10 protein-coding genes are annotated in these 14255 nt (G+C 38.8%); 9 read left to right on the top strand and 1 reads right to left on the bottom strand.

The features are described 5' to 3' along the window. Window positions 1-21 precede the first annotated feature (21 nt). From BW964_RS14145 to BW964_RS14175, 7 genes are all read left to right on the top strand, one after another. On the top strand, window positions 22-1689 hold the full coding sequence (locus BW964_RS14145) for a ribonucleoside-diphosphate reductase subunit alpha (RefSeq protein WP_262484384.1): 1668 nt from the start codon (window positions 22-24) through the stop codon (window positions 1687-1689). A gap of 256 nt (window positions 1690-1945) precedes the next feature. Next, window positions 1946-2239, top strand: coding sequence for a hypothetical protein (locus BW964_RS14150; RefSeq protein ID WP_076508147.1), 294 nt, complete (start codon window positions 1946-1948; stop codon window positions 2237-2239). Between the two features lie 118 nt (window positions 2240-2357). Beyond that, window positions 2358-2774, top strand: coding sequence for a hypothetical protein (locus BW964_RS14155; protein WP_123911938.1), 417 nt, complete (start codon window positions 2358-2360; stop codon window positions 2772-2774). A 5-nt stretch (window positions 2775-2779) separates the two neighbouring features. Beyond that, window positions 2780-3580, top strand: a complete 801-nt coding sequence (locus BW964_RS14160; RefSeq protein ID WP_139325911.1) for a hypothetical protein — start codon at window positions 2780-2782, stop codon at window positions 3578-3580. A gap of 10 nt (window positions 3581-3590) precedes the next feature. Continuing rightward, window positions 3591-4409 (top strand): hypothetical protein, encoded by an 819-nt coding sequence (locus tag BW964_RS14165; protein ID WP_076508152.1) that lies wholly within the window; start codon window positions 3591-3593, stop codon window positions 4407-4409. A gap of 686 nt (window positions 4410-5095) precedes the next feature. After that, window positions 5096-5668 (top strand): hypothetical protein, encoded by a 573-nt coding sequence (locus BW964_RS14170; protein WP_076508154.1) that lies wholly within the window; start codon window positions 5096-5098, stop codon window positions 5666-5668. A gap of 6 nt (window positions 5669-5674) precedes the next feature. Beyond that, window positions 5675-7243, top strand: a complete 1569-nt coding sequence (locus BW964_RS14175; protein WP_076508156.1) for a hypothetical protein — start codon at window positions 5675-5677, stop codon at window positions 7241-7243. 184 nt (window positions 7244-7427) lie between these two features. Here BW964_RS14175 and BW964_RS14180 read toward each other — a convergent pair whose 3' ends face one another. After that, window positions 7428-10613, bottom strand: a complete 3186-nt coding sequence (locus BW964_RS14180) for a TonB-dependent receptor (RefSeq protein WP_076508158.1) — start codon at window positions 10611-10613, stop codon at window positions 7428-7430. Window positions 10614-11088: 475 nt separating this feature from the next. Here BW964_RS14180 and BW964_RS14185 point away from each other — a divergent pair, with 475 nt between their 5' ends. After that, on the top strand, window positions 11089-13182 hold the full coding sequence (locus tag BW964_RS14185; protein ID WP_076508160.1) for a T9SS type A sorting domain-containing protein: 2094 nt from the start codon (window positions 11089-11091) through the stop codon (window positions 13180-13182). Window positions 13183-13279: 97 nt separating this feature from the next. Further along, window positions 13280-14170 carry a DUF72 domain-containing protein gene (locus BW964_RS14190; protein WP_076508161.1) on the top strand — a complete coding sequence of 297 codons (891 nt, stop codon included), beginning with the start codon at window positions 13280-13282 and terminating at the stop codon, window positions 14168-14170. Window positions 14171-14255: the final 85 nt, after the last annotated feature.

Raw genomic sequence — 14255 nt, forward strand, 5'->3', positions numbered from 1 at the left:
ACTGCTCCGGAATTCGAAAATATAACATCTATGGAAGAACAAAATTCAAATATATGGTGGCTCAATGAAGAGTCTGAGCAGATGCTAAACAGAGGATATCTGTTAAAAGGGGAAACGGTAGACGGAGCCATCGACAGAATCACCACTGCCGCCGCAAAGAAATTATATAAGCCGGAGCTGCAAGCCGCTTTCAAGGAAATGATCGTGAAAGGATGGATCAGCTTCTCTTCTCCGGTTTGGGCGAATATGGGAACACAGAGAGGTCTTCCTATCTCATGTTTCAACGTTCACATTCCGGACAGCATTGAGGGCATTACTCATAAAATGGGTGAGGTGATCATGCAGACAAAGATCGGAGGTGGAACTTCAGGATATTTCGGAGAACTTAGAAACAGAGGGACTGCCGTTACAGACAACGGAAAATCTTCAGGAGCGGTTTCGTTCATGAAATTATTCGACACTGCTATGGATGTGGTTTCTCAGGGAGGGGTAAGAAGAGGGGCTTTTGCCGCTTATCTGGATGTAGACCATGGTGACATTGAAGAATTCTTATCCATCAAAGACATCGGAAGTCCTATTCAGAACTTATTTACAGGGATCTGCGTTCCTGATTACTGGATGCAGGATATGATTGACGGTGATATGGACAAACGTAAAGTATGGGCAAGAGTTCTTGAAAGCCGCCAGCAGAAAGGTCTTCCTTATATCTTCTTTACCGATAACGTCAACAGAAATAAACCACAGGTTTACAAGGACTTAGGGATGACTGTAAACGCAAGTAACCTTTGCTCTGAAATCATGCTTCCTTCTACCAGAGAAGAATCTTTCATCTGTTGTCTGTCTTCAATGAATTTAGAACTGTATGACGAATGGAAAGATACGGATGCTGTAAAATTAGCGGTTTACTTCCTGGATGCTGTTTTAACTGAATTTATCGAAAAAACAGAAGGCAACTATTACCTTCAGGGAGCAAGAAACTTCGCATTGCGTCACAGAGCACTTGGATTAGGGGTTTTAGGCTACCACTCTTATTTACAGAAAAATATGATTCCGTTTGAAAGTTTTGAGGCCACTCAGTTCAATGCAAGAGCTTTCAGACATATCAAAGAACAGGCAGAAACTGCTTCAAGAGAATTAGCCAATATTTATGGTGAGCCGGAATTATTGAAAGGTTATGGATTGAGAAATACCACTACGATGGCTATCGCCCCTACAACTTCAAGTTCTGCAATCTTAGGGCAAACCTCTCCAGGAATTGAGCCGTTTGCTTCGAACTACTATAAAGCTGGTCTTGCTAAAGGAAACTTTATGCGTAAGAACAAGTATTTGGCTAAGCTATTGGAAGAAAAAGGTCTTGATAATGAGGAAACCTGGAGAACGATCATGTTGAACCACGGTTCTGTACAACATTTAAAAGAGCTTACTGACGAAGAAAAGGCGGTGTTCAAAACATTCAAGGAGATTTCTCCGATGGAAATTATCTCTCAGGCTGCTCAAAGACAGCAATATATTGACCAGGCTCAGTCTCTGAACCTACAAATCCCTTCTACGATGCCTGTAAAAGATGTCAACTACCTTTATATTGAAGCTTGGAAAAAAGGTGTTAAAACATTGTACTATCAAAGAAGTTCTTCTGTCTCTAAAGAAATGATGGTTAATTTTGTTAGCTGTTCTGCTTGTGAAGCATAAAAATCATCAATAATAAACATCAATATATCAGTAAAGCACGCCGAAAAGCGTGCTTTTTTATTATATTTTCAATTTTAATAAAATATTAATATCAGAAATGGAAAAAAAAATATCTCGTTAACCATTCATTAATACTAAAAATATTCTCAACCTATTCCCAAAACAGTGAAAATAATCAATAAACTATTGATTACCAGTTGATATTATAATTTCAAATTTGATATATTTGTAAAAAAATTATTTCAAACTAAACCTTATGATAAAGACTCTAGGCGGAAGCACTCTGCTTACCTTGCTGTTGTGCCTGCCCACTTTAAACACAAATGCTCAGATCAAAATTTCCAATTCATCGGGAATTATCAATTCAGAGAGCTTGCTGCATCTTGAAAGTTCAACCAACGACAGAGGATTTTTGCTTACCAGAATTGCCCTACAAGCAACCAATACTGCAGCTCCCCTTACTTCCCATATTGCAGGAATGATTGTCTTCAATACGGCAACAGCTGGAACCGTTCCCAATGACGTAAACTCCAGGGTTATATTACAATAATGGAACACAATGGATTAAGCTGACGACCAAATCACCACAGATAGGAGACGTTAAAAACGGTTTTCAAAGCGCAGATCACAATGGATGGTACCTGCTGAATGGAAGAACCGTAAGTACATTGGCTACCAATCCAAGAGCAAGAGCTACAGCAATGGGCTTTACGACCACCCTTCCTGATGCTTCGGACCGGTATTTAAAAAATACAAGCGGAACCGATAACATAGGAACTGCAGCGGGAGTCAATTCTTTTACGATTACGCAGGCCAATCTGCCTAACATTAGTTTTGCAGGATCTACGAATACCACCGGAAGTCATACCCACACCTACACCGATAACCCGCTTAATACGGCAGCCAACGGTGTGGCAAGCGGAACGAATAATCCAATCTCCAACACAGCCAGTATTGACGACAATACAAACAGCAGTGGTGATCACACCCATACCCTGAGTTTTTCTCTGGGTGGCAGTAGCCAGCCTGTAAATCTGGTCCCCAATAATATTATTACTAACGTATTTATTTATCTAGGAAGCTGATTATGATGAAAAATATTTTAAACACACTAGCCGGACTACTTTTTTTTTCAGGTTTAAACGCACAAGTGGGCATTGGAACTTCAAATCCTTCTCCTTCGGCAGTCTTAGAACTGAACAGTACAAATAAAGGCTTTCTGATGAATACCGTTTCATTGATTTCCATATCATCTGCAAGTCCTCTTGGCAGCCATACTGAAGGGATTTGGGTTTACAATACCGCTACCGCCGGAACAGCTCCCGACAATGTCATTCCCGGATTGTATTACAACGATGGGACAAAGTGGGTATTAATGTCTATTAGCAATGATATGCCAAAAATCGGAGATATTAAATCCAGCATGACCAATGCAGACCATAACGGATGGTATCTGCTCAATGGAAGAAACACCTCCACTCTTTCCGCAAATGCCAGGACCAGTGCAATATCACTGGGCTATCCATCAGCTATTCCTAATATGGCCGACAGGATCATTAAAGGTAAAAATACTTCTGAAGCTATGGCAGCGACAGGTGGAACAAACTCTTACAGCCTTTTACAGGCCAATCTTCCGAATCTGACTTTTACAGGAACAACCAGTACAGACGGTACCCATAGCCACACCTATACCAACCGAGGTGTAAATTACTGGAATTATAATGCAGGAAGTTTAGCCACCACCAGAACGGTTAATACGGAAACAAGGACTACCGGTTCATCGGGAGATCACAGTCATACTTTTTCGGTACCCAGTGGAGGAACAAATGCTCCCTTTTCACAGTATCCCAAACATATGGTTGTCCAATATTTCATCTATTTAGGAAAATAAAAATTCGGAAATGAAAAAAATTAATTATACCCTACTCTTTCTGGCCGCTTTCAATCCTTTAAGTGCACAAGTACTTATCACAGCAGGAAATGCATTATCTCCTACTGCAAATAGTCAGGCAGTTCTGGAATTGTATGCTCAAAATAAAGACAAAGGATTACTGATGCCTAAGGTATCCCTTGCGGCTACAAACGCCCCAAATCCATTCCCCAGTCACATGGCCGGAATGACTGTTTACAATACCAATACAACGGCAGCCGCACTGACAGGGGTAACTCCCGGGTTTTATTATAATGACGGAACTTCGTGGAACAGACTTGAAGTACAGCTTCCAACCGTGGGAGACATAAAATACAGCAGCACCCCCGGCGATCAGGATGGGTGGTATCTTTTGGACGGAAGAGCTATTTCTGGTCTGCCTTCAACTGTACAGAGCAGAGCTGTTTCTCTGGGATTCGCTACAGTACTACCCAATAGTGCCGACCGATACCTGAAGTCTAAATCTGCGTCGGAAACATTGGGAGCAATAAGTGGAAACACTTCGGTAGCCCTAACTCAGGCCAATCTTCCGAATATCACCTACAATGCCACCACTACCACAAACGGAGCCCATACTCATGCTTATAACGACCGTGCTAGCGGCACCACGAACAGTATAGAAGCGGGAAGCACCAAAACGGTAGTTGATAACGACTCCACCACTTCTACCACTTCAAACGCTGGAGCTCATAATCATACTTTCTCCGTTGCTACGGGAGGTACAAATACTGCTCTGAACCTTCAGCCAAAATATCTTTCCGCCTATATGTTTGTTTATCTTGGTCAGTAATCTGACCTGAGATATTGTAAGCATTTTAAGCCTATAAACTCATACAGAAACTATGGAAATTTCCATAGTTTCTGTTTATTAAAACACAAATTTTCAATAAAAAAATAGCCTTACCGCACTAAAATGAGGGCTCAAAAACCAGAAATTTAAATTTTAACAAAAATTTAACACTTAGGTTTTAAAAAATTATTTTCCGTTAATCGTTCATTACTATTGAACCTATCAGCCATTCACTCCCCAAACAGTGAATCAAGTCGCTCTCCTACAGGCTTTTGACGATTACTATTGAGGAATTTTATATACATTTGTTTAAAATTTACTATTTAAATCAGTTTTTAATGAAAATATTAATTAACACTCAGAATATCTGTGACATTAAATTAATACATTAGAAATAAAGTTTAAATTTTTATTTAAGAGAAAAAAACATTTGTCATTTTTAATAAAGCATATCTAAGAAAAAAGAATAGGCAGAAAAACACAATGATCAATTAAGAAACACAAAAAGAGCAAAGTAAAAACCACTACATGATGAATTTAAACACAATACCGTATTCAGAAATTAAAATTTAATTCAATAAAAATAATTTCTAATACAAAATACATAAAACACATTTATTAAACAATCATTTTTCTATTAGCAAAACTTTTGTTAATACTACAAACACAAAAAAAATTATTTCGAAATGAACAAAATTATTATCTTAATTTTGGTAATGGCTTTCTGTACCATTACTGCACAGGTGGGAATAAATACCTCTTCACCTGATCAGAGCTCTGTACTGGACGTTACAAGTACTACTAAAGGAGTCTTACTGCCAAGAATCAGCAATCTTTCATCGATTACCAATCCTGCAACAGGACTTGTTATTTTTGATACCAATAAAAAATGTATCAGCCAAAACGTAGGAACTCCCGCCACTCCGGACTGGGTATGCCTTTCTCCGTATGTCGCTAAATTCTTCTACATGCCAAGTGTAGTCTTTGATACGACCACGACAGCTACAGGACAGACAAAAGATCTGTATACTTTGTATAAAAATCAGTTTTCGAATGTCCCGGCAAATGCCAGAAGTACATCTGCACCGGCTTCGATTCCGTTTTTCCCCAATGCAACAGATCTTTATTATTACGTAACCGGCTATGATGCCTCTGTTTTCAAAATAAACAGCATCAGTACCACGGGGGTATTAAACTATGATGTTTTATCGAATGCTACTTCAGCATCTTTCATCAACATCGTATTTGTCGTAAAATAAGCAGCCATGAAAAAGAATTTTAAAGGGCTGTCTTTGATGAGCCTGGTTTTCGCACTGCTTACTAATTTCATGTATGCACAGACAGACAGTACTGAAGTGGCAAGTATTTACGGGTTTTATGCCTACTCAAGTTCGCTGATGAATGCGTCTTCAGCACCAGAGCTTACGATACAGGGAAGTGCATCACATACACCTACCGGGGTGCAGCTTACTCCCGCAAGTTCAGGGCAATTTGGAGGATTGTTTATCAACGGAAGAACTTTCACATCAGTCAACGGGCTTCATGTCGAATTTGAATATGATATGAAAAATGGAGCTACATTAGCCGGAGTATATGGAGACGGATTATCTTTCTTTCTTTATGACGGATCGGTAACAAACCCTACCATAGGATCACCCGGTGCGGGAATCGGATATGCCTACAACAGAACAAGGGATACCTATGCCAGCCAAAGAAAAGCTGGCCTGTCAGGCGCATACCTGGGTATTGCTCTGGATGAATTTGGGAATTTCAAATCCAAGCGTTTTCAGGGCGATGCGAGAGTCAACGGTATTGCAGGAGTAACGTGGAGCCAGGCGACAAGCCATGTCACACTAAGAGGGGCAAGAGGGGCTGCGCTTAACTCCAATGGTTTAGGATTGGGGTTTACGGGATATCCCGTTTTAGCGACCCGATCTACTTTAGGGAATTCGGGAACGGTAGGGCAAATTCTTCAGACAGACAGAAGCTATCTGGCAACCACCAACACCCTTTCCTCAGTATTTGATCTCAGGAATAATGCCGGAGAATTCAGAAAGGTATATCTTGATCTGATTCCCCATTTTACAAGTCCCACGGTAACGGACGGATTTGATATCAAAGTGGATATTCAGACGACACAGGGCGGTACACCGATTAATATTATCAATTACTATCATTATAAGACCTCAGTGCCTTATTCAGAAAATGCCAACCCACAGACTACTGACTTTGATGCCTCTGATGTTGAAGGTCCTGCTACCTCCCAAACACTGAATGCTACGGTTCCATCTGTTTTAAAACTGGGCTTTGCAGCAGGAACAGGAGCTGCCTATCAGCAACATATCATCAGAAATGTGACACTAACCCTTCCTTATGCTGCAGTTACCAGGGATGATGTGACTTCTACCTGTAAATTCCAGCCGGTTAGCATTCCTGTTTTTACTAATGATACAGCGTACAAAGGGGCAATCAGTATTACCACTCCCCCTACCGCAAGCAGTGCCAATATTGATTATTCAACTTTCAGTTTTACAAAGACCAGTGACACAGACCTTACACTCTATCGTAAAAAAGTGACTCCACAAGGGACATGGTCCTACAATAAATCGACAGGCATTGTAACGTTTAATCCTTCAAGTGGATTCACAGGAATAGCAACCATGACATATACGGTAAAGGGAAGAACGGTAAAGGACTCCAACGGAAAAATCATTGAACCGTATGGCGACACCGCTTACCGATCCGTTCCTGCCACAATCACGGTGAATTTAAAAACTTCAGGCTGTATCTATTCAGTTATTTCCAACAGAATGGTAACGCAAGGGGTAAAGTAAAATAACGAAACCAATTCAATTATAAAAAACCATAGAGCTTTCTATGGTTTTTGTTTTTATTGTATAAAAGAAAAAATGAGCTCAATGGCATATTTAATTTAAATGAACCTCATCCTAAAAACAGCCCGGACAAAAAATCCGGGCTGCTGAAAAAATTATAAGTAATAAAATGAAAGACTAATGATTAAAAATTATACCGCACTCCGAGCTGTGCCTGGAATCTGGATGCAAACTGATCGACCGTATAAGGCAGCCCGGGTGTTTTAAAGTTATAGGTAGGATCTCCGGCAGATGGCTGACCAGCCGCTACATTTCCAACCTTTGTAAGTCCAACGCTTGCTGTGGAATTAAAAGTATTAGGAACAAAATAAACTTTACCCCAGTTTTTATTCAGCATATTGGTAAGGTTGATGATGCTTAATGAGATCTGGATGTTATTCTTAGACTTTTCGCTCAGCCTGATCTCATCCATTATTTTGAAATCAGCCTGAATATTCCATGGTGTAAAATCTCCGTTTCTTTCCGTAAACTTACCTCTTCTGGTGTTTAAATATTTATTACCGCTCACAAAGCTTTCATAATCTGCGATCTGCTGTTGGGCAGTCACCAGTATATTTCCGGAAGCATCTTTTATCGGAACAATATATTTTGCGGCTTCTGCTGCATCTTTAAAAATATAAGAAAGTCCTGCAGCCTGGCCTGTATTGGCAATCGTACTATTGACAAATCCCCATGAGAAAGGATTTCCAGACTGAGCATTAAAATACACATTCGCGGATAGTCTGTTCGATTTGGAAATATCAAAACCATATCCAAGATTGGCGACCACTCGGTTTTTAATTGCAAAATTGGAAGTCGTAAGCTTAGGATCATTCGGTGTCAGAGACTGGTTCATCTGCCAGTTACTTTCCATTGAGTTTCGGATTCCGTTGGTAATATCTTTTGCGTCACCGTAAGTATACGCTACGAAGAAATTGAACCCGAAATTATAAGATTTCGAAATCTGTGCCGTCAGATTATAGCGGTACCCTTCCTTGGTATTGGATAAAAGATAGGCATTGGAAAAATTACTGTTGATATTGGTCGTATAAACCGGCATTTCGTGATTCACATCATAGCTGTAATACGTTACATTATCTGTTTTGTTCACCTGCTGGAATTTCAGATCATAAAGTACTTTCGTATAGATTCCTTCCAGGGTAAGTTTATATCCTGCGAATGTATAATCGAAAGCCAATGAGCTTCTCCACACCCTAGGCATTTTAAAATTGTTATCGATAAGATCTACCTGTACTTTGGAAGAGTTCTGCCATTTCGGAAAATTACCGCTTACCAGAGGATCTCCATTGGCTGCAAGCTGTGCAGCGGTAGGAGCATTATAGTCATAGCTTCCGAAACCTACTCCATCGTTATAATAAGCATATCCCAGCCATGCAAAAGGAATTCTGCCCACAAATATTCCTGAACCTCCTCTTACTACGACAGATCGGTCTTCTGTGAGATCCCAGGTAAATCCTAGTCTTGGAGAAAGTGTAGGCTTGGTAAGATAATCGTTGTTTAGTTGGCTCAGGGGCGTATAAGTATAGGTGTTTCCATAATTAGGATCCATAGGAGAACTTTGTACCTGCGGACTTAAAACGGGTTTATTGGGAAGATCCGTATAATCTACTCTCACACCCGGAGATAGTCTTAATCTTCCTAAATTGATCTCGTCCTGAAAATACAGTGAGAGAAGATTCACTTTATATTGAGCATACGGATTATCAAAAATCGTTTGCCTGTTTTCACCATTAAACGGATAGGTCCCTCTTATCCTCGAAGGGTTAGAATTATAAAAATCGGCTAAACTTTTATAGGAAATCCTTCCATTAAGCGCATTGACAAAACCATAGTCAATATTGTATAATTCATTGTGAGTTCCTAATAAGAATGTATGATTTCCTGTTTTATAGGTCAGGTTATCCGTGATCTCAAAAGTTTTCTGTTTCATGTTAAAAACAGTAGCTTCTCTGTCATTTCCCAATAAGATGGTTCCTCCGTTGTAAGCTATTTCCACCTGTGGGAACATGGCATTGCTGGAGGTAGGATCTCGGTAATCATGAATCGAAGAATATCCTAATACTAAATTATTATTCCATCGATCATTAAAACGGCTCTTCAATTCCAAAGTCGTTGAGGAAGACGTATTTTTCTGAATAAAATCCATACTGGCAAACCTGAAATTCGCTCCATCTCTTTCAAGATTTGATGCCTGTGAGAATACGGTATTGTTTTTAATGGATAATGTATGTTTGTCATTGATTTTCCAGTCCAGTTTATTAAAAAGCTTGGCACTTTCTGAAAAATTATTATAGCCATCGAAGCTTCCTGCATTGAAGCCATATTTATTCCGTACAAAATCTGAAATCTGCTGAGCTACGGCATCATTCACCAATGCATTTGGATCATTCGCATTGTAGAATACAGGATCTCTTCTTTTCGTATATTCAAGATTTGAAAATAAAAACACTTTGTCTCTTACAACGGGTAAACCTACCCTTCCGCCGTAGATAACATCTTCAAAAGCTTTCGGCATTTTTGAATTATCTCCGATTCTGTTGTTTCCGGTAATGGCAGCATTTCTTCCGTAAGCGTAGATCGACCCTGTGACATCATTGCTTCCACTTCTGGTCACTGCATTAATACTTCCTCCCAGAAAGTTTCCAAGCTTCACATCATACGGAGCGATATAGACCTGTACATCCTGGATAGCATCCAGACTTATAGAATTGGAACGGGTACTGCTTCCCGGCATTCCTGAGGTTCCGGTCTGGCCACCCAGAGAAGGGCTGAAGCCTATCGCATCATTATTAATAGATCCGTCTATGGTAACGTTATTGTATCTGAAGTTTGTTCCGTTAAAAGAATTATTCGCACTTTGCGGCACCAATTTCGTTACATCCTGAATCCCTCTGTTGATATTGGGAAGTCCTGAAATCTGAGCCTGACTGATGCCTACCCCATTTTTCACACTGGTTCGCCTGGAGGTTATTTTTACTTCATCAAGGGTCTTTTCACCATTTCCAATCTCTACAATGGGAAGGTCATTATTTCCCAGAGACAGCTGAAGGTTGGTATTTGTATAGACGATTTGCGATCCATTGGAGATCTCTATACGGTACGGCCCCCCGGGCTGAAGATTATCTAAACTAAACTGCCCCTTAGTATTACTTTTGGTCTCAAAGCTGGTATTGGTAGGGACATGAACCACTTTTACCGTGAGTTCAGAATTGACTCCTTTTAGCCTTCCAAAAATTTTAGAGGTTGTTTCCTGTGAAAATGCAAACCCAAAGGACAATAAAGCAAAAGCACAGATCAGTTTTTTTTTCATATTTTTTTCTTCTTAGTTGACAGGACAAAATTAGATTCCCTGAACATGAAGGATGGTAACATAGAATTAACATTATGTAACACAAAGTTTACTATTTCCTTAAAAAAAACTTAATGAGATCACCACATCATCTGTTTTTAATCATACATCATCTATTTGAAAACAGGCATACTATCTATATCCGGCATTTTCAGCTTACATGAACCAAATATGAACAGGCATCCTAAACCCCCGCCTTTTTTCTGAGCCCCATTTTTCCGGACAGTTTTTTTATCAGGAAAACAACAATGATCACAAAAGAAGACTTGTCAGACAATATGTATTATGTTTTAAGCTCTCTATACATCAGGATTGTCCTTAAAAACATTCACAACAAATAAAAATTTGAGTGTAGATTCAAAAAAAAAGTTATTTTTGTAAGGATAATTTTAATTCACAGCAATTAGAATTGCAAAACATAATACACACAAAAACAATGAAAAAAATTATTTTTACCTTCTTGGTAGGCTGTTTCCCTATGGCTTACTCTCAAAATTTAAACTTTACCGATTCACAGTTTAAAGCTTTAATCCTTAGCTCCAGTACAAGCAACGACATTGCTAAAAACATCAGCGGAAGTTCTATTGCGGTAGATACGAATGGTGATGGTGAAATTCAGGTTTCGGAAGCCCAGCAGGTTAAAATTTTAAATCTTCAGAAAAGCGGGACCGTCACTTACAGCGACCTTCCCAATTCCATTGATGATGCAAAATTGTTCTCCAACATGGAAGAACTGTATATTTATCATACCAGGTCGGCAGTCATTAGTTTTACGGGTCATGATCAAATTAAAAAAGTACTTTACACGGGCACGGGTAGTTTTACGGATGGTTCCGGAACCTCTCACGTCGTTCCCATCGATTTTTCTTTTGACAGTTGTGTATCGGTGCAGGATATCAATCAGTTGGTTAGTGATATCAACCTGAATACAGGCATCAGTACAATCCTTAGGTTTAAAAACTGTCCGCAACTTGCCGGAAATACAGTCATCAACTCTAAAAACATTAAAGAACTGTATCTTGAGAATTCAAATATCACGAGCCTGACATTCGATTCTTGTCAGTTTCTGGGCAAAATTTCTGTTCCAAATTCAACTGCTTTAACCAAAATAGCGGTTGTAGGAGCGCCTTATTCTGCAGCAGCCTCTATTAACCAAAATATTGAACTGATTGCTGATCACTGTACCAGTTTGCAGGAGATTATTGCCGACACAGACCATTATGATACCAACGGGGCTTATTTTTCTTCTGTTAATCTTAATGGATCAAGCAATCTTAAAAAAATTAAAGGGCTGAATACGGCAACCATTGATTTTTCAGCAGCAGGATTAGTAAACCTCGAGGAACTGGATTGTGCTTATTATAACAGATATGGATATCATACAACCTCCGGAATTTACTTTGGAAATGTATCATCTCTGAACCTTGCAGGCTTGCCAAAACTTAAAATTTTAAAAGCTTTTAATCAAAAAATCACCAATACGGTCAAATTCAATGTCGCACAGAATCTGGAAAACATAGATATTACAGGCTCTGCAGGTTATATGAATTGGGTGAATGTGAATGATCTTTCTCATTTACATACTTTAAAAACAGATCGATCTGAAACTTTGGCTACCCAGGGGAATGATGACCTTCAAAAAATTACGGCTAAAAACTGTACTGCTTTAACCAACTTTATTTTTAGAAATAATAACCATTTACAAGAATTAGACCTCCAAAACTGTGTAAGTCTCGAAAGGTTGGCAATGGGTTTCTATGTAGCTGACAGCAATGGAATATTCACTGAACTGCACACGATTAATTTAAATCAATGTACCGGGCTTAAGGAACTGGTTATAAACAATACGAAAATAAATGCTTTAAATACTACAGATTGTATTGCTTTAAAGTCACTGGAACTAAATCAAGATGATTTACTTCCGACGGTCAATATTTCAAATCATATCAATCTGGAAGATCTGTCGATGAGCAATTTACCTTTGCTATCAAGCTTAAACACTTTGGCTAATATCAATTTAAAAAATGTCAATTTTAATAACTGCCCACAAATTACCGAACTGAATTTTTCAAACGCTTCAGCTCTTCAATTGATATCGCTGTGGAATATGCCTAACCTTACTTCTGCCAATATCAGAAACGGCTCTATTGAAGAAGGACCTGATTTTATGAATTATAACAGTAGCCTCTCGATGTGTGTAGATAACGCCCAACTCAATGATCTTCAAAATCTATATCCAGATATCACTTTTACGACCAGCTGTGGAAGCTTTTTAGCAACTTCCAGCTCAAAAATCCAAAAGAATGCAATGACAATAGCACCGAATCCTGTAAAAGATTTTGTTACGTTAAGCTCAGAAGAAAATATTAAAAATGTCACTATTTTTGATGCACAGGGAAGAATCATTTTCAATCAGAATTTGAATAATGAAATGACCAGAATCAATCTCTCTGCTCATCCTACCGGAACTTACACGGTGAAAATTAAAACTGATACGACAGAAATTTCCAAGAAAATCATCAAAGAATAGCCTGTTCTAAAATACCACTTTGAACAAAAAACCATAGAATCATCTATGGTTTTTGTTTTATCTTTGTTATCCTAGTTTAATCCTAAAAATATCAGATATGAAATTCGGACAAGTAGAAGACCCTTCAAAAATAGATTTTACACTTCCTAAAGATCATTCCAGAACTAAGGAAATTTTAAATCAGAATAAAAAAGGACTGGAAAATATTTCAATAGGATGTGCCAAATGGAATAAAACTGATCTTAAAGGATTTTATCCCAAAGGAACTAAAGATGAACTGACCTATTATGGTACCCAGTTTAATTCTATTGAACTGAACGCCACTTTCTATGGAATGCCTACCCCTGAACAGGTAGCAGTATGGAAAGATAAAACTCCTGAAAATTTTAAATTTTTCCCTAAAATCACCAATACAGTTTCCCATTTCAGAAGACTGATTGACGTTACAGAACCCGTGACTCAATTTGCATCAGCCGTTATGAATTTTGATGAAAAGCTGGGCATGGCTTTTCTGCAGCTCCATGATAATTTTAAACCGAAAGATTATGACAGGCTGGAGAAATTTGTGAAAGACTGGCCCAAAGAAGTTCCTCTGGCCATTGAACTCCGAAATACGGAATGGTTTACTGACGAAGAAATTTTCAATACCACCTGCGATCTTTTTGAAGCTCATGACATCACCAACATCATTGTAGATACCGCTGGCAGAAGAGATATGCTTCATATGCGTCTTACAACTCCCCATGCATTTATCCGGTATGTAGGTGCCAATGCAGAAAGTGACTATGAAAGACTGGACGACTGGTTGAAACATCTGACGCAATGGAAAAAAGAAGGGATTCAGAATATCTATTTCTTTGTGCATCAGAATCTGGAAAAAGCATCTCCGCTCTTGTCTGCCTATTTTATAAAAAAGATGAATGAGGCGTGGAAAACAGATATTCATATTCCGCAAATGGCTTCTGATAATAATGGAACTTTATTCTAACGGATGTACAATAATGCATCTTTCAGCCTGACTTCCAAAAAGCTGCCTTAAAAGCTGTTTTAATGGAAAAATTGTAGTAACTTAG

This window comes from Chryseobacterium shigense, from assembly GCF_900156575.1.
In the GTDB taxonomy this organism is placed as follows: Bacteria; Bacteroidota; Bacteroidia; order Flavobacteriales; family Weeksellaceae; genus Chryseobacterium; species Chryseobacterium shigense.